Here is a 24,732-nt window from a genome sequence, read left to right as displayed (position 1 = left end):
GATCTGAGCATTTTTTAAAGAATTAGAGCGATAAGCTCAAGAAAAGAATTTGTTAATTTTAGCAAGTTCTAAGGGATCGCCGTCCATGTTTCTCTTTCTTTTTGAATAATTTTGCGGTTGATGGGGTCATTTGAGTTTATGTTAAGGGCCCATAGCTCAGGCGGTTAGAGTGCACCCCTGATAAGGGTGAGGTCGGTAGTTCGAATCTACCTGGGCCCACCATTCAATCAGGCAAGGGGCCGTAGCTCAGCTGGGAGAGCGCCTGCTTTGCAAGCAGGATGTCAGCGGTTCGATCCCGCTCGGCTCCACCAATTGCGAATTTATAGTTTTTTTGTTCTAGGGATTTTTTCTTAGAGCAATAGTTTTTTGAAAATTGAATAGAAGGTAGATTTTTTTGTATTTTTTATATTGGCATTGTATGCGATATGGGAGGTACCGACGTTGTATAACCGCACGTTGAAGATTTATCTCAGGAAATTGGTCTATTGAAAGAGCATAATTTATTTATGTTTTTTTTAATTAAGAAACGTTTGTAATGAACTTTATGACGTATTGACAATGAGAGTGATCAAGCGCGATAAGGGCATTTGGTGGATGCCTTGGCATGCACAGGCGATGAAGGACGTAATACGCTGCGATAAGCTACGGGGAGCTGCAAATGAGCATTGATCCGTGGATTTCCGAATGGGGCAACCCACCTTAGGTGTCTAGGAAAGTATACTATTAAGGTTTAATTTTCTAGGTACTTGAAGGTATCTTTACCTGAATAAAATAGGGTAAAAGAAGCGAACGCAGGGAACTGAAACATCTAAGTACCTGTAGGAAAGGACATCAATTGAGACTCCGTTAGTAGTGGCGAGCGAACGCGGATCAGGCCAGTGGTAGGGAAGATTTAAGTAGAATTATCTGGGAAGGTAAGCCATAGAAGGTGATAGCCCCGTACACGTAATAATTTTTTCTATCCTTGAGTAGGGCGGGACACGTGAAATCCTGTTTGAAGATGGGGCGACCACGCTCCAAGCCTAAGTACTCGTGCATGACCGATAGTGAACTAGTACCGTGAGGGAAAGGCGAAAAGAACCCCTACTAGGGGAGTGAAATAGACCCTGAAACCGAATGCCTACAAACAGTCGGAGGCTGTAAAGCTGACGGCGTACCTTTTGTATAATGGGTCAACGACTTAGTGTGGCAAGCGAGCTAAGCCGATAGGTGTAGGCGCAGCGAAAGCGAGTCTGAATAGGGCGTTTAGTTTGTTGCATTAGACCCGAAACCGAGTGATCTAGCCATGAGCAGGTTGAAGGTTGGGTAACACCAATTGGAGGACCGAACCCGTATCTGTTGCAATAGATTGGGATGACTTGTGGCTAGGGGTGAAAGGCCAATCAAACTCGGAGATAGCTGGTTCTCCGCGAAATCTATTTAGGTAGAGCGTTAACTGAATACCCTCGGGGGTAGAGCACTGGATAGGCTATGGGGGCTTACCGCCTTACTGATCCAANCCAAACTCCGAATACCGAGGAGTAATAGTTGGCAGACACACAGTGGGTGCTAACGTCCATTGTGGAGAGGGAAACAACCCTGACCTCCAGCTAAGGCCCCGAAGTCATGGCTAAGTGGGAAAGGAAGTGAAAATCCCATAACAACCAGGATGTTGGCTTAGAAGCAGCCATCATTTAAAGAAAGCGTAGCAGCTCACTGGTCTAAAATTAAGGATTTTTGCGCCGAAAATGTAACGGGGCTCAAGCCATGCACCGAAGCTGAGGATTTGTTTATTTTTTTTAAGATAAGCGAGTGGTAGCGGAGCGTTCCGTAAGCTGATGAAGGAGGATCTGTGAGGACTTCTGGAGGTATCGGAAGTGAGAATGTTGACATGAGTAACGATAAAGAGGGTGAGAAACCCTCTCGCCGAAAGACCAAGGGTTCCTGCTTAAAGTTAATCTGAGCAGGGTTAGCCGGCCCCTAAGGTGAGGCGGAAACGCGTAGCTGATGGGAACCACATTAATATTTGTGGGCCTGGTGTAAGTGACGGATTAAGTATATTGTACATCTTTATTGGATTAGATGTGCTTTGGATTAATTCCAGGAAATAGCTTCACCGTATAGACCGTACCCGAAACCGACACAGGTGGTCAGGTAGAGTATACTAAGGCGCTTGAGAGAACTGCGTTGAAGGAACTCGGCAAATTGCACGCGTAACTTCGGGATAAGCGTGACCTTTTTTGGGCAACCAGGAGGAGGTGTCACAGATTAGGGGGGTAGCGACTGTTTACCAAAAACACAGGGCTCTGCGAAGTCGTAAGACGAAGTATAGGGCCTGACGCCTGCCCGGTGCTGGAAGGTTAATAGGAGGGGTGAGAGCTCTGAATTGAAGCCCCAGTAAACGGCGGCCGTAACTATAACGGTCCTAAGGTAGCGAAATTCCTTGTCGGGTAAGTTCCGACCTGCACGAATGGCGTAACGACTTCCCCACTGTCTCCAACGCAGACTCAGTGAAATTGAATTCCCCGCGAAGATGCGGGGTTCCTGCGGTTAGACGGAAAGACCCCGTGCACCTTTACTATAGCTTTACATTGGCGTTTGCGTTGATATGTGTAGGATAGGTGGTAGGCATTGAAGTAGAGGCGTTAGCTTTTGTGGAGCCATCCTTGAAATACCACCCTTATCCATGTGGACGTCTAACTGCGCTCCGTTATCCGGGGCCGGGACATTGTATGGTGGGTAGTTTGACTGGGGCGGTCGCCTCCGAAAGAGTAACGGAGGCGCGCGATGGTAGGCTCAGAGCGGTCAGAAATCGCTTGTTGAGTGCAATGGCATAAGCCTGCCTGACTGTGAGACTGACAAGTCGAGCAGAGACGAAAGTCGGTCATAGTGATCCGGTGGTTCCGAGTGGAAGGGCCATCGCTCAACGGATAAAAGGTACGCCGGGGATAACAGCCTGATGACCCCCAAGAGCTCATATCGACGGGGTTGTTTGGCACCTCGATGTCGGCTCATCGCATCCTGGGGCTGTAGAAGGTCCCAAGGGTTTGGCTGTTCGCCAATTAAAGCGGTACGTGAGCTGGGTTCAGAACGTCGTGAGACAGTTCGGTCCCTATCTGCCGTGGGTGTAGGAATATTGACAGGATCTTTCCCTAGTACGAGAGGACCCGGGATGGACGTATCTCTGGTGGACCTGTTGTTATGCCAATAGCATAGCAGGGTAGCTAAATACGGAATGGATAACCGCTGAAAGCATCTAAGTGGGAAACCAACCTGAAAACGAGTATTCCCTATCAGAGCTGTGGGAGACTACCACGTTGATAGGCTGGATGTGGAAGCTAGGTAACTAGTGAAGCTGACCAGTACTAATAGCTCGATTGGCTTGATTGCTCTTATTGTCCATAGTCATATATAGTCATATAATGTTCTAGACCATTTTCCATTCGTTTTTTATAGACTTGGTGGCTTTTGCGGGGTTTCTGCACTCGTTCCCATTTCGAACACGGCCGTTAAATGCCCTAGCGCCTATGGTACTTCATCTTAAGATGCGGGAGAGTCGGTCGCTGCCAGGTCTATAAAAAGCGGGTTCTTATTTTATTGTTATTTGTATATTGATCAAAATTATTGTCGCGGGGTGGAGCAGTCTGGTAGCTCGTCAGGCTCATAACCTGAAGGTCGTGGGTTCAAATCCTACCCCCGCAACCATTGTATTATGGAATCTTATTACAATGAACCAAAACATAGAGCAACAAATTTTGGATGCGTTGAAAATCCTGTACATACCAGGAGAAACAATTAATATCGTGGATATGAAAAGACTATCTAATATCTGCATAGTCCAAAATACTGCCTACCTCTCCATAACAGTCCCTTATAATCTAGCACAACAATTGCAATCCTTGCGCTTGAATGCACAACAAATTGTCCAAAATATCCCGCAAATTAAAAATGCTGTCGTTACTCTAACTGAAAATAAAAATAAACCTATCCTAGATCCAATAATTGAAAATAAATTAAAAATTAATGCACTCATCACAATAGCTTAGTTTTTTTGTTGTTATTCGTTACTATAGGGTGACTTTGATCGTATATCTCTATGATTCTTTTGCTATCAACATTCGTATAAACTTGGGTACTTGATAACCTTGCATGCCCTAAAACACTTTGAATAGATCTCAAATCTCCTCCATTAGAGAGAATATGAGTGGCAAAAGAATGACGTAAAGTATGTGGCGTCGTGGTTGTAGGTAGAGATAAATTTTGGCGTAAGTAGCGTATATAACGTTGAAAAACTCCTGGATTTAGAGGTTTTCCACGTGCTCCACGAAATAAAGGAAGTTCTATATGAAGATCAAAGGGACATAGTGTATAATATTTCATTATAATTTCTCTTACTGAAGATAAAAGTGGTACGATTCTAGTTTTATTCCCCTTGCCTGTAATGCGGAGAGAGGATTCGTCGTCAATTATATTTTGAGGTGTAAGAGATAATGTTTCGGAAATACGTAATCCGCATCCATATAATAAGTATAATATAGCTGAGTTACGAGCATTAATCCATTTGGTATCATTATGGGTATTTATATCATAATTTATAAGATTGAGTGCTTGTTTTTCACTAAGTGGTTTTGGTAAAGAGTTTGATTTTTTGAGATTTTTCATGTTGAGGATGTTTGCTTCACCAGTTATTTGGCGTTTTTTAAGATATTTAAGAAAGGATCTAATCCCTGAAAGGCTCCTTGTGAGAGAACGGTTTTCTATCCCATGTAGACGACGTTTGGAAACAAAAGCACGAATATCCGTGTAGAGTAATTGGCGCATGGCTTGAAGGTCAATTTTTTCTCCAGTATAAAATGCCATAAAAGTTAGGAATTGACGCATATCACGTTCATAGGATTGAAGGGTTAGTTTTGACAATCCATGTTCAACTTTTAAACTATTAAGCCAATTTTGGCGTTCTTCTAGCAGTTCTGTGGTGACTATTTCATGAAGATTTTTTCTTTCCATTACAGAATCCTTATTAAAAATATTGCTCAATTTTTACGAAAATGTATTTTCATAAAAAGTCTGTTCTTAGCGGGGTATATTTTTTACTTTTTCCAAAGAGAGTAAATTTTTATTTTTTTTGGGAGATTGTCTGGAACGGGATTAAATCCATGTGATCCTAGGGGATTGCACTTTATTACTCGAAATAAAGTCAGCCAACCGCCGATCCATAATCCATAACGAGCAATAGCTTCATAAGCGTACTCTGAACAAGTAGGTAAATATCGACAGGAATGTCCAAATATATTAGAAAATACGAGTTGATAAATTCGGATGATTCCTATACCAATTAAGCGTCCAGGGGTTTTAGGAAATTTTCCAGTCCAATTTCGTGATTTTGGAATATTTTTTTGAGACAAAGGTGTTCCTTCTTTAAAATAAAGAGTAAATATATTTTTTCAAAAAGTTCGTAGTACATTATTACATAAAAAATAAAATATTCGAAATGTTTGAAAAAATTATTTTTAATTAAAAATAGGATTTTTAGGTTGTATTGATAAAATAAATTATATTGTATTCCTCTAAGTATAATGTCCAAATATTTCTGATAACTTTATTTTAATAAGGTATAAATTAACTTGTATTGTAATGGATATTTACATCGTTATACGATTTGTAATCTCAAAACATTAAATTTGAAGGGCCGGAGTTCCATTTTAATATGAAATCAAAAAATCCAACTTCTGAGGAAGCTAAGGAAGCTATACGGGTTATTTTACGTTGGATCGGCGATGATCCGGAACGTGAAGGGCTTAAAGACACGCCTGAACGTGTTATTAAATCGTATAAAGAGCTTTTTTCGGGTTATGAACAGGATTTCATTGTTCAAGATACATCGCGCTTTTATTTTGGAGAGGTATCCAATTATGGGGATATGGTTCTAATAAAAGATATATCCTTTTCTTCATATTGTGAACATCATATTCTTCCAATTTTTGGAAAAATACATCTTGCATATATTCCTAAAAAACGTGTGATTGGTTTGTCAAAGTTGATACGTATTTTAGAAATTTATTCACGTCGTTTGCAAATACAAGAACGATTGACGATGCAAATTGCTAATGAAATAGGAAATGTTGCTGATTCTAAGGGAGTCGCTGTTTTGATTGAAGGACAGCATATGTGTATGTCGATGAGAGGAATTAAACGAGAAGGTTTAACTACAGTAACAACATCTTTTACCGGTGAATTTAATAGCAACAAAGAAAATAAAGATATTTTCATCAGAATGATTAACAATAAAAGATAGTGTTTATCTTATTTTTATAGTGATAATATTTTGAAATTTATAATTTTTTTTAAAATATTCTGCTAATAGAAAAAAATAGAACAGTAATTTTTTATTGATATTTTTCTATCGAGGCTGCTTTAATTCACTATAATTTTAATCCATTAAAATTAATATACTTAACCAATTCTAGAAAACGATTATATAGCTAATATTCGGCTGTTATTAGCGCAGCATATCCTCATTTCTATGGCTCCGTTAACTGTATGAGGTAAAAATTCGGTTATCCTAGTTAATATTAAGAAAGAAAAATAGGTTATTTTAAATAAAATAATATTCAAATTATAGCTAAACTATCATAGAAAACATGCTATTTTTCTCTTGAATGATAGTTCGTTACGCTTAAAAGAGATTATATCTTCTATGATAACATATTGTATTTAGGGTCATATTATCCTCTAAAGCATTCTGCTATATTATAAAAATAAGTATCAAATTTTTAATAACATAGATTTGTTTTTGAAATAATAGATTGTTAATACATAAAGTGTACAACTTTTAGGGGGTTTAAAATGATCAGAGAATTTTATTATGTACCGAGGAATTCATAATCTACAGTTTATAGATCAGCGTGCATTTCAACGTATCAAAGTTGATCTCAAGGGTCGTTTTCTCTTGTTTGACGGCACAGAGTATGACTGCGTCGTAAGGGAAGTATCTCCTGGAGGACTTTGTATTGCTTGTGATGTACCAATTGTTCTTATAGGAGAACGTTTCATTGTTTTTGTTGAAAAAATAGGACGTATCGAAGGTAAGGTTGTAAATTTTGACATAAAAAAAGGATATGCTGTCAGAATAATTTCCTCTGAAGACAATCGAAGGAAATTAGCTGATAAGCTTGTATGGCTTGCCAATAAAGATGATTTATCTCTTCAAGATCATCGAAAGTATAGTCGCAAGATTTCTCAAGACGTTGAGGCTCAGTTAACATTAGAAAATAAAACCGTACATTCTTGTCAGGTTATTGATATATCAGAATCAGGAGTCTCTGTGAGTGTTGATTTGCATATCAAAATATTTTCTAAAGTATTTTTTAACGATATTCTAGGTCGTGTTGTGAGAAACTTTCCTGGAGGCGTTGCAATAGAGTTTGCTACTATCCAAAATATGGAAGAATGAGATCTGATATTTAGTTTATAGAATTTATTTTTTAAAGTTTGAAAATATTTTTTGAACATATAAATCAAGTGTCTTTTTTGCACGTTTGCATTTAATTTTTTCTTGAATTAACATTAATTCTTAGAATATTTTTATATTTACATAGTAATTGGCTCAAACATCCTTTTTATCTTAAATTTTCCTATAATCATTGATTTTTTTTAAAATATCAATACAATTCCATATTTTAAAGGGGTTTGTAATGGCGCGGATTATTGAAAATAATATAGGTGATATGGCGTTGACATTTGATGATGTTTTGTTACGGCCGGAATTTTCTGACGTTTTACCAGGGGATATTGATATATCCACGCAAATAGCTAAGGATTTTAAATTAAACTTGCCCATTATATCGGCCGCCATGGATCAGGTGACGGATTCGCGTCTTGCTATAGCAATGGCACAGGCAGGTGGTTTAGGAGTAATACATAGAAATTTATCTCCTTGTGAACAAGTTTCTCAAGTGCATCAAGTCAAAAAATTTGAAAGTGGAATGGTCGTTAATCCCGTGACAATTTCTCCCTGTTCTACATTGGAAGATGCTCTTTTTTTAATGAAAAATAATAGTATATCGGGAATTCCTGTTGTTGAATCCAATACGTGTTATCCAGGGAAACTAGTCGGTATATTGACTAATAGAGACGTACGTTTTGCTTCTGATACGCAGCAAAGAGTAGGTGAGTTGATGACTCGCGATTTGATTACAGTAAAGAAAGAGATTAGTTTAGAAGAAGCAAAAGCATTGCTTCATAAATATAGAATTGAAAAATTACTTGTCGTAGATGATGATAATTGTTGTATAGGGTTGATTACTGTAAAAGATATAGAAAGGTCAAGACTTAATCCACACGCAACTAAAGATAGTAAGGGACGTTTGCGAGTTGCGGCTGCTGTTTCAGTGGGAAAAGATATTGAAAATCGAGTAGGGCCACTTGTTGATGTAGGGGTAGATCTTTTGGTTGTGGATACTGCTCATGGACATTCTCAGAAAGTTTTGGATGCAGTAAAAAAAATTAAGAAAAATTTTCCTTCTGTATTGGTTATGGCTGGAAATGTTGCCACCTCTGAAGGGGCTTTGGCATTGATTGATGCGGGTTCTGATATTATCAAAGTTGGTATAGGTCCTGGATCAATTTGCACTACTAGAATTGTAACAGGTGTTGGATGCCCGCAACTTTCTGCTATTATGTCGGCTGTTGCCGTGGCAGAGCGTGCAGGTGTCGCAGTTATTGCTGATGGTGGAATCAGATTTTCTGGTGATATTGCTAAGGCTATTGCCGCGGGTTCTGCGGCTGTGATGATAGGATCGTTACTTGCGGGAACTGATGAAAGTCCGGGGGATATTTTTCTCTATCAAGGTCGTTCTTTTAAATCTTATAGGGGGATGGGATCTGTTGCTGCTATGGTGCATGGATCTGCTGCGCGGTATTCTCAAGATGGAGTAACTGATGTATTAAAATTAGTTCCCGAGGGGATAGAGGCTCGAGTTCCTTATAAGGGGCCTGTAGCATCAGTTCTTCATCAGATGGCAGGTGGTCTTAAATCTTCTATGGGCTATGTAGGGGCTGCGGATATTAAAAAATTTCAGAAAAAAGCCAATTTTATTCGTATTTCTGCTGCTGGAGTACGAGAATCACATGTTCATGATGTAAAAATTACACGTGAAAGCCCTAATTATTTTGAGACAGCGTAAAATGACATCCTAAATTTTGATATATATAAATTTATGATTATTTTTTAATCGGCGTAAGCTGATATTTGAGTGTATCAATTTCTTGCATTGTTGTCTGTGTTAGCAGGCTGTCATATTTTTTATTTTTTTTGAGATAATGAAAGATAGGAGACTTCTTTCCTTCACGAAGAGCGGTTAATGCTATGATACGCGCAGTAACAAGGTACATTTTCGTGTATAGTTCTTTGTCTGAAATTTCTTTTTTTTCTTGAGTTAAGATTTTAAATATTTCTTCTATTTGAAGACGAATGCTGTATATAACCTTGGATTCTAAGCAATCGTTTTTTCTGGTGGAAAACAACTTTATACCTCATAAAAATAAATCCTCAACAAGTATTATCATTTATAATGAGAATTAAGAGTATCTCAAGAGGCATATAAACAAAAATTAATAGTACAGTTTGAGGTATTCGCAGGATGATATGTTATATCTATGTGGATTCTGTAAAATAGAGAGAATTTTTATTTAAAGGGAGTGCTCAAATAATATTTAAGGATTTGAAATATTTTTTGTATTATTTCTTTGTTGGTTTGATGTGGCATTTTTTGAACAATAAACTCATTATATATAAGTGTGATCCTTTTACGAACTCACCTTTTAGTTAAAATATTTGAGTTGACCTTACTAGTAAGAAGAGGTGTCAGCTGTCGTTTTATTAGGATTTTGCTTAAACAAATTTTCCATCCACAGAAGAATGCAGTGAATGGCTATTAGAAAAGAATTGGTCTTGATTATTATACTTGGAATTATTTGAACATCATATATTATGTTTTTCATGTATATAGTTCAATCTAGAGAAGAAAATAATATTTTTGAATATTGTTCTTCAATGGAAATTTGATCAATTTGTGAGGAGAAAATATCGGTGGTAAACAATCTTTCTTTCAGCCTTTCTTCGATGGATCTTTCTGCATTGCTATGCAGTCGTATTTGTCATGATATCATTTCACCGATAGGCGCGATTCATAATAGTTTAGAGCTATTAGATGAAGAAGGAATTGAAGATGAAGCAATACAATTGATTCGTTTAAGCAGTATGAATGCAATAGCGCGTCTTAAGTTTATTAGATTAGCTTTTTGCTATACTGGTTCTGTCCATTCTTTAGTTGGCTTGGATGAAATTAAACAAATTATCAGAGATTTTATTGCTATTGATAATAGAATTACAGTATTTTGGGTAAGCGAGGAAACGGATCTTTTTAGGAAGAAATCTAAGCTTTTGCTCAATCTTTTTATGATAGCGTATGCTTCTCTTCTTAAGGGTGGAGAAATAATTATATCTATCAAGGATTCAACCGCTGACAATATTTTTTCTTTGAAAATTAATGGCAATCGAGTGCGATTACCTGAAAAATTCATTCAAATTATGGCTCAAGATGTAGATTTGGAAATTGATTCACACAGTGTGCAATTATATTACACGGCATTGTTAGCTGATGAAAATGATGTCAAGTTATCTTATGAGATTATTGATGACCAGAATGTTGTATTATCTGTATTAACAAAAAAATAGATTTCAATATGATGCTTGTTCCCTTTAATTTGTATTATAATAGGTATAGTTTAGGAGTGCTTTAGGATTATTATGATATAATATTAGTTGATATTAAATAATCAGGAGTAGTGTGATGCCCAGCCTTCTTTTAGTTGACTCTTCTCATATTGTTAGAAAAGTAGGGACAAAACTTTTTAGCAGCTTTGGTTTCACGGTTTATGAGGCTTCGAATATATATGAAGCACGAAAATTATGTGAAAAAGAATCGTTGCCAGATTATCTTATTATTGATGAATTTATGGAAGATGCCTTAGAATTTATTACTTGTATTCGAAAAATGCCTTTGGGTATTAATGTATTTATTTATTATCTTTTGATTGAAGTAGATTTTGATAAGATGATTGCTGGCGCTAGAGCTGGAGTGAATAGCTTTTTATTAAAACCATTCAATCGTGAAGCCATTCAATTCGCAATGCGGGATTTGCCACAGATAAATCAATTAAAAGATGGAAACAATCTTTCAAATTCAATCTGAAGATAAATAAAATAATTTTTCTGGTTTTTGCGAAATAAAAATTACCACAAAGGAACAAGAATTATTTCTCTTCCCATATATAATAATATTTAATTTACATACATTTCTGTATTTATGCTGTTTCGAGATATTCGCACGTTGCGTTTTTATCACTTTCTCTCAAAACATATCCGCGCCCCCAAACTGTTTCTATATAGTTTTTCCCATCGGCAGCATTGCTGAGCTTTTTTCGTAGTTTGCAAATAAAAACATCAATGATTTTAACTTCTGGTTCGTCTCTACCGTCATATAGATGATTGAGAAACATTTCCTTTGTTAAAGTTGTGTTTTTGCGAAGAGAAAGTAATTCTATCATTTGATATTCTTTCCCAGTGAGATGAATTCTATGCCCTTGAACTTCAACAGTTTTCGCGTCAAGATTCACCACTAAATCTCCGGTAGCGATTACTGACTGAGCGTGTCCTCTGGATCGACGGACAATCGCATGGATACGAGCGACAAGTTCATCTTTATTAAGAGGCTTGCTTATATAATCATCTGCTCCATATCCTAGTCCTCGCACCTTATCCTCTATGCTAGACATACCAGAAAGTATGCAAACAGGAGTAGAAATTCTTGCCATGCGCAATGTTCGAAGTACTTCAAATCCAGATATATCAGGAAGATTAAGATCTAGAAGGATGATATCATAGTCGTAAATTTTACCTAGATCTACGCCATCTTCGCCTAGATTGGTAACGTATACATTAAAATTTTCTGACTTTAACATTAGCTCAATACTGTTTGCTAATGCACTATCATCCTCAATCAGTAAAACCCGCATTAATTATCTCCCTATAATAAAACCATTTCAAGGTTAATCGCAGCGACAAACCAACCTTTTTTTCATTTGCTGACTTGAAACTACAAAGGACGAATAACAAACCAGAAAGGGATAGCAATCACTCTATTTTTTATAACTTGTGTAACCATTGCCCTTATCAAGATAGAAAAATCCGTATTTTCACAACCAAAAATCATTGTTTTTTGATCTTATCCATCTATGGTTAATAAATCCACCTTCATTTAATTACAAGTAGTTTGTTTACCACCTTTTAATTTTGCTCTCTTATTATTAACTATGCTCGTAAATGAAAGGTTACTATTTATGGATTTGTAGAGCTAAGTGTTCATTTTTTTTGTTTTTTACATTAATTTTTGTCTTAACGACCTTTGGATTGACAAAATATTTGAAGTTATGGAGTATAATTATGAAATTATCAGCACAACAAGTTCGTTTAAAAGAATTTCAATTGAATGATAAGCGGCGTCAATTACAACAATTGCGGGCGACGGTATCAGAATTTAGAAGGATAGCTGGTGATTTAGAGAAACAGGTTGCTATAGAGGAAAGACAAGTAGGAATTTATGATACAAATCACTTTGCCTATCCCATTCTAGCTAGATCTGCGCGTCAAAGAGCAAATAATCTTTTAATTTCCATAAAAGAACTCTTATTATTACAAGAAATGTTAGAATCTAGTTTGGAGCAGGTAGAATCAACTGAAAAGAAATAGTGTTTTAAAAAAGAATGGCTTGGCTAAATTTTGCGTTGACGTATCAGCTTATTTTCTCATATGTGATCGCTCTTATCGATTTTATTTTTTAATTTATTCGGCTACTATAAATAGTAGTGTCAACAGCAGTATTGTATTTTTTTGAATATTGTTGTTGTGTTCAAAAATTTATTTATTATTCTCGATATTTTTGTATTCGAGTGGTGCGCAATCCTGCAAGTCCATGTTGTATAATTGACGCTTGCCACGACAGAAATTCTTCTACAGTAAGCGTGTAAATTTGACATGCTTCTTCTAGGCTTAGTAACCCCCCTTGTACAGCAGCTACAACTTCTGCCTTTCTTCTTACAACCCAACGTCGTGTGTTGGGGGGAGGGAGGTTTGCCATGGTAAGAGGGCTTCCATCTGGACCTATTACATATTTCATATGGGACTGTAGTTTTTCAGTCATCGTACACTCTACAATTATTTAAAACACCAAGAATTATTTTGAATTATAGTAGATTAGATTTAATGAAAATCTAATTTTAGTGCTTTAAAATAGCTTAAGATCATGAAAAATAGATTTTTTTTTGTTATTTATATCATTTTTATTGTGTTTGGATTATTTTTTGAGCTGTCTAGAGGGTTGGTATATTTTTTCATAATGTATCTAAATGAATATTTAAAATAATATGTCTTGGAAATATTATAGGAATATTTTTTTATAATACTAAGTTCATTTTTTATACAATATCATTGCAAAATATATTTTATCGATGATTAATAGGTGGATTCTACTTCTTTAAATAATCAATTAGAATATGTATATTATATTTGAAAAGTATAAACAGGGGGTATATTTATCAGGATTTTGATTTTATATTATTCTTTCAAAATCTTTGGAAATATATTTTTACGGATACTTTCTTTTATAGCTCTTTGTTTTTTATAAAAAGTGGATCAACAAATTATGTTAGCCTTTCTGCCAAGAATGAAAAAGTATGATAAGTTTTTATTTTGTCTAGCCACAATATATCCTCTAGTTCTCTTTTTTTTATTTAATACTAATAAAGCTCAGAAATATATAGATTCTATAGGTATTCAGGCTCTTATCTATGTGATGCTCGCATGGGGTTTGAGTGTTATAGCGGGTTCTGCTGGATTATTTAGTCTTAATTATGTTGTTGCATATGCTGTTGGTGCATATACTTACGTTATCTTAGGTAATAATTACGGTTTTTCTCCATGGTTGTTGTTGCCTATGTCGGCTATTCTTTCTGGTGCCTGTGGATTAGTTTTAGGATTGCCTTCTCTCAAATTTCGAGGAGATTATTTAGCTATTGCAACATTTATTATATCGGAGATTTTTCATAACATTTTGATTCGATGGAAACCATTAACGAATGGAAAAGCAGGGCTTTATATAGCTGATCGTTTGATGTATCTTGGGGCGGATCTTAGGGGTATTTTACGTTTTTTCCGATATCCTTCTTCTATTGTTTTTTATAAAATATTTATGTATTACGTTGTGTTGTTTTTATGTTTTTTATCTGCATGGATCATTTTACGGTTGCGTCGTACATCTATGGGCAATGCTTGGAGAACTATTAAGGATAATCAAAGAGCATTTTCTTCCTTTAATACAACAATCATTTTTTCTAAATTATCCGCATTTTCTTTTGGTTGTATGTTTGCAGGAGTTGCTGGAGGATTATTAGCTGCCTCAAGGGGATATGTGTCTCCGGATATGTTTAAAATGTCTGAAAATATAGCTCTCATATCTATTGTTATTCTCGGTGGAATGACTTCTCTTTCGCATATTGCATGGGTTGCACTGATCATGATCAGTGGAATGGAGCTTTTATGTGGAGTTAATTTCTACTATTTTAATTCGTTCTTAAAATTTGATTGCTCGTTCAATATGCGGCATAGTGTCTTAATGATTGTTTCTTTATTTTTTGTCATATTATTGAGATCGTATTCTTTAATTAAGTTGCGTTATCCTTCTCCTTTTTTGGATTTGAAGAAGTAATGATAAAATCATTCTGAATGTTGATATGTCATTCATTGGACAATAAAATAGGGAAAATAATACATTTATTAAACTATGATGTTCCTTTAAATAGCAAAAAACAATAATTTATATTTTTGAAGAAAGAAAAAGCATTTATTGTTTAAAAAAATTAAATAGCAGTAGAATTTATGCAATGTTTATTTTAATAAATGAAAAGACTACGAGTGTTTTTATGCTTTTTATGAAATTGAGTGTTGTTTTTGATTAAGTATCTTCTTCTATTGCTGGATAGGAGAAGCTTGATCTGCTAAGAAGATATCTCAATCTAAACATTAGAAAAGGAGAAAAATATGGAATTATGACGCAATACTTTTTAATAAGGGAAGATAAGATACGTGTTTTTTATAAGAATCTTTCTTAATATAGCCGTTTCCTGCATCAAGAAGGGGTCTTTCCTTTTTTATAAAAGGTAATCTTATAATTTCCTATATTTGTTGTAGTTTGGCTTTTATGTTGAATTTCTATTGAAAAGATGATTTGTATTTGCTGTATCATGTTTTGAAGATGTTCTCATTTGAGTTCGTTTGGTTGTTTATAGGATTATTGTTTTCCTATGTAATATAATTAGTGAATTGTTTAGCTGGGATTTAAGATGCAAATTATTGAAAAATTTTCAGAAGGGTTAAATAGAGAATTGGATGTGGTTATACCGTCCAATCAATTGACTGAGAGTTTTAATAAGCGCTTAGAAGATATAAGAAGTACGGCTCATATTAAAGGCTTTCGTCCAGGTAAAGTCCCTTTTTCTCATATTAAATCAATATATGGAAAATCTATCCTATCTGAAATTATTGATGATCTTATTAAAAAGACTGTACCAGAGGTTCTTTCTAAGCGAGATGAAAGAGCTGCAATGCGCCCAAAAATTACAATTAATGAAGGGGATGAGAAGGAAACAACTTCTCGTTTGATGGACGGGTCTATAGATCTAAAATTAGGCTTGTCCTATGATATTCTTCCTAAGGTTGAAATTAATATTTTTGATGATTTGCAGATAACTCGAGATGTTTGTGAAATTGATGATAAAGAAATTGACAAGCATATGTCTGATATTGCGGAAAAAAATATCGCATTTGAAGTAAAAGAAAAAGAAGCTGCGATTGGTGATAGGATTACAGTAGATTACACTTTATCTGTTGATGATGTAGTACTCAAAGATCATTCTAAGGAAAATATTCAATTCATTGTAGGTTCTGAAGAGCTTTTTCCAGAAACAACCAATACTCTTGTGGATCTTAAAGCAGGGGAACATAAAGAAATAGAGCGTGTTTTTCCAGAAGATCATTCTATTAAAGATTTGGCTGGAAAGAAAGTTAAGCTCAATTTTTCTATTAAAGAAGTTTCTTCTCCTCTCCCTGCGATTGTAAATGATGATTTGGCTATTAGATTGGGTTTTGAATCAGAAGCTATTATGAGAGATTTTTTGTCTAACCAAATAAAAAAACAGTCTGAAGTTGCGGTAAGACAAAAACTTAAGCGTCAGGTTATAGATTATCTCAATGAGAAATATATTTTTGATATTCCGCAATCTCTTTTAGATAATGAATACAATGGTATTTTACAACAGATTCGTTCTGAGATGAATCCTTCTGGTAATGACATGCAAAATAACGATTCTATTAAAGAAGAAGATTTGCAAGATTATCGTCTGCTAGCAGAGCGTCGTGTTCGAGCGGGAATCGTTTTGGGGACAATAGGTGAAAAAAATAGTATAGAGGTAACAGAGGAAGAGATCAAATCTGCTCTTTACCAGCAATTAAGTCGTTTTCCTGGTCAGGAAAAGAAAATGCTTGATTATTTTCAGAACTCTCCTAACGCGATTGCTGAGTTGCGTGCTCCAATTTTTGAGGAGAAGGTTATTGATTATATATTAAAAAATGCACAGGTTGTAGATAAAAAAGTGACGATAGAGCAATTGTTTTCTTACTCTGTCGAATCATCTCAAGATGAAGTGTCTCATGAGATATCCTAATTTTTGCATACAATACCTATCCTGATCTTTTATCAAGTGGATAACTGGCATGGTATTTATCAAATATTTATCGACTAAGATCTTTGTTGTAAAAAATATTAATTAGGTGGATTTTTTCTACGCCAAATTGAGGAAATGTTTTGCATTTTCTATATAAAGATCATTAGAGAATTCTTTTGTGTATTTTTCAAACGTAATATCCATACTGCGCGCACCGAAAAGAGGAATATGTCCGTAAAATATAGAAAGTTGTCCGCTTGCTTTATATTTTGGATAGTGAGAAATAGAATAAAGATAAAGAGCAGAAGCTAACCCTGTTCTATCTGCTCCGGCTTTACAATGTATGAGAAGGGGTTTGGGAGCTTTTCTAAGGATATCAATTAGTTTTTTTATTTCTGCGTTGTTTAATTCTTTAGAGGCGGGAATGGGAAAATTTATTAATTGTATTCCTAGATTTCGTATAGTCATTTCTTCTTCCCGATACCAAGGCTCGTTATTTTCCCCACGTAGGTTTAGGATAGACTTGATTCCATGCTTTTCCCAAATAGTTTCTATAAATTGGCCAGTTGGTTGTGCAGAACGATATAATTCATTTGGCACTATTACGTGAAAGTTCTGCGTATAAGAAGTTAGTATGAAGCAAAAGAGTCCTAATACGATAGGAAAAATAACGAATAATCCTAGAAGGGATATTTTGAAAGATAAGAAGATATTTTGTTTTAATTTTTTAGTATAGTTCATATTATTCTCAGTCCTTTAAAACTCACAAATTCATCTTTTCCAATAATAATATGGTCATGAACGGTGATATTGAGGGGGGTAAGGGTGGATATAATATTTTGGGTCATTCCAATATCAGCATTTGAAGGATTTGGATTCCCACTGGGATGATTGTGAACCAATATTATAGAAGATGCGGAAAGTTCTAAACAACGATAGACAATTTCACGTAGATACACAGGAACATGATCTATGGTTCCTCGACTTTGTATTTCGTCTGCGATTAACACGTCATGTTTATTGAGAAACAATATACGGAATTGCTCACGTTCTTCGTGAGCTAATGTTATTTTGCAATAGTCAAGCAAAGTTGACCAAGAATTCAGAATCTTTTGATTAATTAATTTACTTTTTAAAATGCGTTGGGATGCAACTGATATTAACTTTAGTTCTAGGGCAGCTGTTTTACCAATTCCTTCAATTTCTTGTAAAAGGTGTAATGGCGCTCCAAATACTCCTCCTAATGTGATGAAGCGTTTTAGAAGTGCTTTGGCAATAGATTTAGTATCTCGACGTGGAATAAGCTTAAAAAGAATTAACTCAAGTATTTCATAATCAGCTAATGCAGAGTCTCCTCCTTGCAGGAAACGATCTCGAAGACGATTGCGATGTCCGATACAATCTATATCAAAATCTTTTGCAGAGCGTTTACTCATTAGAAAAACTTTCAATTATAAAATTCATTGAATGGGAGGGATGCCCGGTCTTCCTAAGTTATTGGGAGATAATGTAAAAATTTCACATCCTTTTTTAGTAATGGCGATTGTATGTTCATATTGTGCGGATAAAGATTGGTCTCGTGTTACTGCGGTCCATCCATCGGAGAGAACCTTGACAGAAGCGCTTCCTAAATTCAACATTGGTTCAATGGTAAATACCATGCCTTCTTGAAATTTTATTTCATCAGAAGGGTAAAGTGGATCATAAAAGTGCAGGATTTCTGGATTTTCATGAAAACATCGTCCTATGCCATGTCCACAAAAAACTTCAACTATAGAATAATTTTCACTATGGGCGTATTGTTGTATTGCTTTTCCAATGTCGGTTATATTTCCATTTAGTTTTACTGCTGCGATTCCTTTATAGAGAGCTTCATAGGTGACTTGGAGCAGTCTTTCTGCTGATCGTTTTATTTTTCCCACTGGATACATACGGCTACTATCGCCGTGCCAACCATCGACAATGTAAGTAACATCGACATTGATAATATCTCCATCACGTAGTTCTTTGTTTGAAGGTATTCCGTGGCATACAACATGATTGACAGAGGTACAGCATGATTTTCTGTAGCCTCGATAATTGAGAGTAGCAGGAATTGCATTATTTTTTATTCCAAATTGGTAAACAAAATCATTAATTTCTTCAGTGGTTATTTTAGGTTGTATCATGGATGTTAAAGAATCAAGGCAACGAGCAACTACGCTACATGCATTGCGTATACCTTCAAGTTCTTCTGATGTGTATATGTTGATGGTTTTTGATTTTTTTAATGAAGAAGATGACATGATATTTATTATCCATTGTGAAAAGATCATGAAAAAATTGTCTGTATTACATCTATAGCATCATATATCATTGTTTATTGTACATAAAAGATATTTTTTATTCACAAAAGATTGCAAATCGAAGCTTATGGATGATAGACAACATATCATAATATCTTTTAAGAGTTACTGCTCTTCATTAATACCCGTAAGATTTTCAAAACAACAGAAGTATTTTTCTAAAAAGTAGATCATAATTTTTTTTGTATAGTGTTTAAAAAAACGAATTCTTATTTCTTTTTTAAATTTGACAAAGAAATTCTTTGACTAAAAAATTTTTAAAATTATATCATATAGGGCAAGAGATATCAAGATCTTCCGATGGAAAAAACATATGCTAATCATATACGTATAAAAAATATAAATGTATGATATTACAATGTTATTTGGAAATTATTCTTAATAAAAGCAAATATAATTTCTATATTTTATATATACTATAAAGTATAGGATATTACCTTTATTTTCTCAATTTTTTCTCTTATCTTTCTTAATATTTTTAGGGGTTTTTGGAACGATAAAATATATATTTTATGGATAGAAAGATCATATCTGTTGTACAAAGTTACTAGTAATTTGACAAAATTTTCTTTAGAATCGATGATGTTATCATCGATAGTGGTATTCTACTATTATGTGTTTTCCGCTTTTTTAAGTTTTCTGCTTTGGTATTTTTAAAGGATTGCAGGTTAATTGAATGGAAAATGTTTTAAGAATTGGTGTTGCAGGGCTGGGAACAGTAGGATCTTCCTTGATTAAAATTATTCAAGAAAGAGAGGAGAGATTAAAAGGTACTGACCATCTTTCGTTCGTCGTTTCTGCTATTAGTGCACGTGATAGAAATATTGATAGGGGTATAGATCTTGTCGATGCCGAATGGTTTGATGATCCTATTGTGATGGCTGATAAAGCGGATATTGATGTATTCGTTGAGGTTATAGGTGGAAAAGGTTATCCTGCTTATGATTCTGTGCGTGTCGCTTTAATTCGAGGATGTCACGTAGTGACCGCTAACAAAGCATTGATAGCAAATCATGGCGTGGATTTATCCTTATTAGCGCAACAAAATAAAACAACTCTTAGTTTTGAAGCGGCTGTAGCTGGTGGAATCCCTGTTATCAAAGTTTTGAAAGATTATGTGGAATATGATAAAATTAATCGTATTTATGGAATCATAAATGGGACGTGTAATTATATGCTTTCGCATATGAATAAGATGGAATTGTCTTTTGAAGAGTGTTTGGATGAAGCTAAAAGATGTGGCTATGCTGAAGACAATGCAGAATTTGACATTAATGGAATAGATTCCACTCATAAACTTGCTATCCTTTCATCCATAGCCTTTGGTATCAATACATCTGTTGAGGGAATATATTGTGAAGGTATTTCTAGTATTACTCTAGAAGATGTCAGGGTTGCTGCCGATTTTGGTTATGATATTAAACTTTTAGCCATTGCTCAGCGCAAAGATGAGAAAATCGTAAGATATGTGTACCCAGCTTTATTGAAATCTGATTCCACTATGGCTTTAGTGGATGGAATAACCAATGCAGTAGTTATTGAAACAGAGGTATTGGGTAAATTAGTGATGATTGGGCCTGGTGCCGGCGGAAATCCGACGGCTTCTGCAGTATTGGATAATATTTGTAATATTGCTAAAATTGATACAGAAAAGTCGGTTTCTTTGGCTTTGGGTAATGTATCCTCTACTTTGATCGGTCAGTGTAATAATGCATATGAACAGGAAAAAGAGTATTTTATTCGTCTAAAAATACGTAATGATGAGGGTGTTTTAGATAAAATTATTGCTCAAATGGCTGATTTTCACATTTTCTTTCGTTTATTAACTTGTCCGCATCAAGATGAAAATTCTCAAGAGTGCTCTGTTTTTATGATAACACATGAGGTTTCAGGAATATCTATTCATAATGCAATTCAATGCATTAACGATAAAAGTGATGTTATACAATATTCTCGTGTTATTTGTATTGAAAATCTTTGATAAAAAACAGATGTTCAGCAGGAATAATAGATCATCTTTTAGAAAACAATACGGCTCAACCGATGGATTTCAAATAATTGTCGGCACTCTTTTTCTTTTGTCAAATATTATAAATATCTTTTTTTCGATTGGTTCATTGCGTTAATTATTCGTACCCAAAGGGCATTTTGACATCTTTTGCATATGGATTACATATAGAATCTTTGCGTTTTTGTTTATTTTATAATCTCAAAGATGCCTCTTAATCTATTATGCATATAGGGTTTTATTTTTATTGTAGGAATAAATCATGAATTATCAGGCTTTTTTAGGGGTAGAGCGTTCTATTTCAGGATTTCGATGGTTATCTTTATTGGGGCAAGAGGAAATAAACCGTGCTCTTGCGATAACTCAAAAACATGCAATTCCTGATCTTGTTGCTCGTGTTTTGGTTGGTCGTCATGTTTCTATTGATTGTGCTGAAGAATTTTTAAATCCTTCTATTCGTTCTCTCATGCCTAATCCTCTGACGTTGACCGATTGTGATAAAGCTGCGCGTCGGATTGTCCAAGCAATTTATAATTCTGAAAAAATTGCTATTTTGGGTGACTATGATGTAGATGGTGCTGCTTCAGTTGCTTTAATGATGCGATTTTTCTCGTATTATGGTGTTGATTCTAACATGTATATACCAGACCGTATTTTGGATGGATATGGACCTAACCCGGATCTTATGAAAAAAATCATCGATGAGGGAGCGCAGCTGATTATTACAGTAGATTGTGGCTCTACAAGCCATGAAGCTTTGCAATTTTCTTCTAATCAAGGGATTGATGTGATTGTTATTGACCATCATCAAATGAAAACAGAAGAAACCCCTGCATATGCATTAGTCAATCCAAATCGTTCGGATGATTTGTCTGGGCAAGGTCATTTATGTGCTGCTGGAGTTGTTTTTCTTGTATTGGTAATGATTTGTCGTATTCTGCAGCAAGATAATAAAATTCCGATCAAATATTTTGATCTATTGTCTTTGTTAGATCTTGTGGCTCTTGCAACGGTATGTGACGTTGTTCCTTTAATCGATTTAAATAGAGCATATGTTACCAAAGGTTTGCTGGTTTCTCGCAAGCAAGGGAATCCAGGGCTAAAAGCATTAATTGAACGCATTAATCTTTCTGCTCCAATAACAGCTGATAATTTAGGATTCATGATAGGCCCATGCATCAATGCAGGGGGGCGTATAGGGGAAGCTAATCTTGGAAGTCGTTTGTTAATATCAGATGATCCGCAAGAGCTTGAAGCGATTGCGATGAAGTTAGATGTGCTCAATCAGAATCGTCGTTTGATGGAATCTGCAATGTTAGAGCAGGCGGAAGTTGAAGTTCTAGCTCAATATGAACATATGCAACAAGCTTCTATTATCGTGGTGGCAGGAGATCAATGGCATCCTGGTATTGTAGGATTGTTGGCTGCGCGTTTAAAAGAAAAGTTTGATCGACCATCTTTTGCCATTTCTTTTGATGAAAGTGGAAAGGGTATTGGTTCGGGACGCTCCATTGAAGGTTTTGATATTGGTAAAATGGTTTCTTTTGCATTTGAAGAAGGTATTTTGTTAAAAGGTGGAGGACATGCTATGGCAGCTGGTTTGACTGTAGAACGTGTAAATTTTAATCGATTGCGTGATTTTTTCCAAGCATTTGCAAATAAGAGGATGTCTTCATTAGTATCAATGCCAGTTTTAAAAATAGATGGTGCTCTCAATGCTTCTGCTGTGAATATCAAATTAATTGAGATGCTTGAATCAGCGGGGCCTTATGGTTCGGGAAACCCGCGCCCTGTCTTTGCGTTCCCTAGTCATAAGTTAGAGAATGTCCGTATTGTTAAATTGAATCATTTGCAAATGACATTCAAATCGCAAGATTCAGAGGTTTTGCAAGGAATTGCTTTTCGTGTCTATGGAACTCCTCTAGGTGAATTTTTAATGCAATCTCATGGGAAATGGATGCACGTAATCGGTCATTTATGTGTCAATCATTGGAGAGGAAGTAAGCGTGCCCAACTACGTGTATTAGATGCGGCTCCTGTAGAGAATCATTGAGATATAAGATTGATTTTTCAGGGAGAAGAAAGCTACAAGGATTAGTTTTAAAATGATAAATTGAAACAAAATTATTATTGAATAAACCGTCTTCCCTATAATAAAAGGAGGAAATATCCGTAACATAAAAATAATTTCAAGCCAACAACTTACATAATAAAGAGGTACGCCCTAGGGAATAATAACAACTGATCCTTTATTACTCCTTGCCCCATTCACACAAGAGATTATCGCTTGTATCCTTGGCTTCTCTTCTTTATCTGCTTTCTCTGCTGCTGCCTTTAGTTTATCTGCTTTAGACCGTAATTCAGCAGCAGTTGCGGTCTTAGGAGTTTAACCACAACCACTTAATGTTGCGGTTACTGACAACATCGCTATCGTAGAGGCTATAAACCTAGTTTCTTGATGTCCATCATTTGTTTAAACTCCTTAAATATTTTTAATTATATTCTATAATCTTTTTTCACCATAAATGGTTCCTCTGTACCTTATTGTCGATTCTATTATCTCGTCCAATGTGTGTACTTTATTGAAGTATGCTTCAGTTTCATCTTTATATTTTTCCGCATTTTTATCTTTAGGATTTAACATGTATTTTTTTCTTGCATCTAAAAATTGTTGCTCAGCTTGAGTAATACTATGATGATTGTGCCCAAGAAACTCGTAAATTTCCTTACTAGGATGCATTCTTAGTATATTGGTTGCATCTTGAGGGCTTAGTTTTAAGAGCGTCGAAAAATCGAGAGAATCCTTTGGTGTTTTTGGTTCTTCTGTACTTTTACTACAAGAAGTATTTGCTATTGGTATTTGAGCTATCTTCGCAGGAGTGTTATGAGATTCAGATTCTAACAAATCACAACCATTTAACCATACAGACGATGACAACAGTATGGAAGTCAATGCAATTTTTTTTGATATCATCATTAAACTCTTTGGTTTTAAAAATAAAAAAATATTTTACAACACACCTGAGTGAAATAGTCTAGTAATTGAAAATTGCATTTTTTATCTATTCGTAACCTCTTCTTGATTTAATCAAAAGATTTGCAGGACTTCGCCTAACAGCTTATCGATGTTCTGCTGGCATTTGGACTATCGGTTATGGCCATACTGGAAATGATGTTTTTGAGAACTTGGCCATAACTGAACAACAAGCAGATGATCTTCTTAAATGGGATGTTTCGAAGTGCTTAAGCCAAGTATTTACCGTTTCTCCGATTCTTATTCATGCTGGTGAAAACCGCATATCGGCTATTGGAGATTTTGTTTTTAATTTTGGAATTGGAAGATATCGGGCAAGCGCTTTAAGGAAATGTGTAGATGCTGAAGATTGGGTTACTGCTTCTCATGAAATACGAAAATGGGTTTTTGCTGGTGGCAAAAAGCTCAACGGATTGGTATTGAGGGGAGAGGTTGAAGCAGAGCTGTTGTTGAAAAATTAGATAAAAACATGATTATGAATTACTAGCGTTAGTCGCACTTTCTTAAAAGGTAAGACCAACTTATAT

At 35.2% G+C, this 24,732-nt stretch carries 21 protein-coding genes, 3 tRNA genes and 2 rRNA genes; 17 read left to right on the top strand and 9 right to left on the bottom strand.

The window, feature by feature from the left end:
• The first annotated feature begins 145 nt into the window (after positions 1-145).
• The 6 genes from CKC_RS04580 (at position 146) to CKC_RS04555 (ending at position 4,025) form a co-directional block, all read left to right on the top strand.
• Positions 146-222: transfer RNA gene (locus CKC_RS04580), tRNA-Ile, on the top strand.
• Positions 223-235: 13 nt separating this feature from the next.
• Positions 236-311: transfer RNA gene (locus tag CKC_RS04575), tRNA-Ala, on the top strand.
• 255 nt (positions 312-566) lie between these two features.
• Positions 567-3,369: ribosomal RNA gene (locus tag CKC_RS04570) — 23S ribosomal RNA — on the top strand.
• Between the two features lie 67 nt (positions 3,370-3,436).
• A 5S ribosomal RNA gene (gene rrf, locus CKC_RS04565) occupies positions 3,437-3,551 on the top strand.
• A 56-nt stretch (positions 3,552-3,607) separates the two neighbouring features.
• Positions 3,608-3,684, top strand: a tRNA-Met gene (locus tag CKC_RS04560).
• Between the two features lie 23 nt (positions 3,685-3,707).
• Positions 3,708-4,025: an iron-sulfur cluster assembly protein gene (locus tag CKC_RS04555; RefSeq protein WP_013462356.1), complete on the top strand. Its 318-nt coding sequence runs from the start codon at positions 3,708-3,710 to the stop codon at positions 4,023-4,025.
• Here CKC_RS04555 and CKC_RS04550 read toward each other — a convergent pair.
• Together CKC_RS04550 and yidD are read right to left on the bottom strand one after the other, a co-directional pair.
• Positions 4,012-4,986: a tyrosine-type recombinase/integrase gene (locus tag CKC_RS04550; protein WP_013462355.1), complete on the bottom strand. Its 975-nt coding sequence runs from the start codon at positions 4,984-4,986 to the stop codon at positions 4,012-4,014. The genes CKC_RS04555 and CKC_RS04550 overlap by 14 nt on opposite strands.
• 83 nt (positions 4,987-5,069) lie before the next feature.
• Positions 5,070-5,384 (bottom strand): membrane protein insertion efficiency factor YidD, encoded by a 315-nt coding sequence (gene yidD / locus CKC_RS04545; protein WP_013462354.1) that lies wholly within the window; start codon positions 5,382-5,384, stop codon positions 5,070-5,072.
• Positions 5,385-5,686: 302 nt separating this feature from the next.
• Between yidD and folE the strand changes: the two genes are divergently transcribed.
• The 3 genes from folE to guaB all read left to right on the top strand — a co-directional run bounded on the left by folE (position 5,687) and on the right by guaB (position 9,164).
• On the top strand, positions 5,687-6,274 hold the full coding sequence (folE, locus tag CKC_RS04540) for a GTP cyclohydrolase I FolE (RefSeq protein WP_013462353.1): 588 nt from the start codon (positions 5,687-5,689) through the stop codon (positions 6,272-6,274).
• A gap of 570 nt (positions 6,275-6,844) precedes the next feature.
• Complete coding sequence (locus tag CKC_RS04535) at positions 6,845-7,432, top strand: PilZ domain-containing protein (protein WP_013462352.1); 588 nt, start codon at positions 6,845-6,847, stop codon at positions 7,430-7,432.
• A 241-nt stretch (positions 7,433-7,673) separates the two neighbouring features.
• A complete protein-coding gene (gene guaB / locus CKC_RS04530; RefSeq protein WP_013462351.1) occupies positions 7,674-9,164 on the top strand; it encodes an IMP dehydrogenase in 1,491 nt (496 codons plus the stop codon).
• 37 nt (positions 9,165-9,201) lie between these two features.
• Here the strand turns inward: guaB and CKC_RS04525 are convergent, their stop codons facing one another.
• Entirely contained in the window at positions 9,202-9,504 is a 303-nt protein-coding gene (locus tag CKC_RS04525; protein WP_013462350.1) for a hypothetical protein, read from the bottom strand.
• 565 nt (positions 9,505-10,069) lie between these two features.
• Between CKC_RS04525 and CKC_RS04520 the strand changes: the two genes are divergently transcribed.
• Complete coding sequence (locus CKC_RS04520; RefSeq protein ID WP_013462349.1) at positions 10,070-10,717, top strand: histidine phosphotransferase family protein; 648 nt, start codon at positions 10,070-10,072, stop codon at positions 10,715-10,717.
• A 115-nt stretch (positions 10,718-10,832) separates the two neighbouring features.
• Positions 10,833-11,234 carry a response regulator gene (locus CKC_RS04515; protein WP_013462348.1) on the top strand — a complete coding sequence of 134 codons (402 nt, stop codon included), beginning with the start codon at positions 10,833-10,835 and terminating at the stop codon, positions 11,232-11,234.
• A 112-nt stretch (positions 11,235-11,346) separates the two neighbouring features.
• Here the strand turns inward: CKC_RS04515 and ctrA are convergent, their stop codons facing one another.
• Entirely contained in the window at positions 11,347-12,057 is a 711-nt protein-coding gene (gene ctrA / locus CKC_RS04510; protein WP_013462347.1) for a response regulator transcription factor CtrA, read from the bottom strand.
• Between the two features lie 427 nt (positions 12,058-12,484).
• On the opposite strand from ctrA, the gene CKC_RS04505 reads away from it, so the two are divergent.
• A complete protein-coding gene (locus CKC_RS04505; RefSeq protein ID WP_013462345.1) occupies positions 12,485-12,790 on the top strand; it encodes a hypothetical protein in 306 nt (101 codons plus the stop codon).
• Between the two features lie 175 nt (positions 12,791-12,965).
• On the opposite strand, the gene sciP is transcribed toward CKC_RS04505, so the two are convergent.
• Complete coding sequence (gene sciP, locus CKC_RS04500; protein ID WP_013462344.1) at positions 12,966-13,241, bottom strand: CtrA inhibitor SciP; 276 nt, start codon at positions 13,239-13,241, stop codon at positions 12,966-12,968.
• Positions 13,242-13,892: 651 nt separating this feature from the next.
• Between sciP and CKC_RS04495 the strand changes: the two genes are divergently transcribed.
• Together CKC_RS04495 and tig are read left to right on the top strand one after the other, a co-directional pair.
• Entirely contained in the window at positions 13,893-14,804 is a 912-nt protein-coding gene (locus tag CKC_RS04495) for a branched-chain amino acid ABC transporter permease (RefSeq protein ID WP_244391949.1), read from the top strand.
• 634 nt (positions 14,805-15,438) lie between these two features.
• Positions 15,439-16,818 (top strand): trigger factor, encoded by a 1,380-nt coding sequence (gene tig / locus CKC_RS04490; RefSeq protein ID WP_013462342.1) that lies wholly within the window; start codon positions 15,439-15,441, stop codon positions 16,816-16,818.
• 117 nt (positions 16,819-16,935) lie between these two features.
• On the opposite strand, the gene CKC_RS04485 is transcribed toward tig, so the two are convergent.
• From CKC_RS04485 to map, 3 genes are read right to left on the bottom strand one after another with little or no spacing between them, the layout of a single operon-like run.
• The gene (locus CKC_RS04485) at positions 16,936-17,559 is read right to left on the bottom strand and encodes a dual specificity protein phosphatase family protein (protein WP_013462341.1); all 624 of its coding nucleotides are present in this window, start codon (positions 17,557-17,559) and stop codon (positions 16,936-16,938) included.
• Complete coding sequence (radC, locus tag CKC_RS04480; protein WP_044054128.1) at positions 17,556-18,254, bottom strand: RadC family protein; 699 nt, start codon at positions 18,252-18,254, stop codon at positions 17,556-17,558. The genes CKC_RS04485 and radC overlap by 4 nt, the downstream gene beginning before the upstream one ends.
• 24 nt (positions 18,255-18,278) lie before the next feature.
• Positions 18,279-19,103 (bottom strand): type I methionyl aminopeptidase, encoded by an 825-nt coding sequence (map, locus tag CKC_RS04475; RefSeq protein WP_013462339.1) that lies wholly within the window; start codon positions 19,101-19,103, stop codon positions 18,279-18,281.
• A 736-nt stretch (positions 19,104-19,839) separates the two neighbouring features.
• Here map and CKC_RS04470 point away from each other — a divergent pair.
• Positions 19,840-21,144 carry a homoserine dehydrogenase gene (locus CKC_RS04470; RefSeq protein WP_013462338.1) on the top strand — a complete coding sequence of 435 codons (1,305 nt, stop codon included), beginning with the start codon at positions 19,840-19,842 and terminating at the stop codon, positions 21,142-21,144.
• 289 nt (positions 21,145-21,433) lie between these two features.
• Positions 21,434-23,224, top strand: coding sequence for a single-stranded-DNA-specific exonuclease RecJ (gene recJ, locus CKC_RS04465; RefSeq protein WP_013462337.1), 1,791 nt, complete (start codon positions 21,434-21,436; stop codon positions 23,222-23,224).
• A gap of 450 nt (positions 23,225-23,674) precedes the next feature.
• Here recJ and CKC_RS04460 read toward each other — a convergent pair whose 3' ends face one another.
• On the bottom strand, positions 23,675-24,145 hold the full coding sequence (locus tag CKC_RS04460; RefSeq protein WP_013462336.1) for a hypothetical protein: 471 nt from the start codon (positions 24,143-24,145) through the stop codon (positions 23,675-23,677).
• A 113-nt stretch (positions 24,146-24,258) separates the two neighbouring features.
• On the opposite strand from CKC_RS04460, the gene CKC_RS04455 reads away from it, so the two are divergent.
• The gene (locus CKC_RS04455; RefSeq protein ID WP_044054126.1) at positions 24,259-24,666 is read left to right on the top strand and encodes a glycoside hydrolase family protein; all 408 of its coding nucleotides are present in this window, start codon (positions 24,259-24,261) and stop codon (positions 24,664-24,666) included.
• The last annotated feature ends 66 nt before the right edge of the window (positions 24,667-24,732 follow it).

This window comes from Candidatus Liberibacter solanacearum CLso-ZC1, from assembly GCF_000183665.1.
Classification (GTDB): Bacteria; Pseudomonadota; Alphaproteobacteria; order Rhizobiales; family Rhizobiaceae; genus Liberibacter; species Liberibacter solanacearum.
The sequence above is the reverse complement of the archived record's forward strand: the minus strand, read 5'-3'. Positions and strand labels throughout refer to the sequence as shown.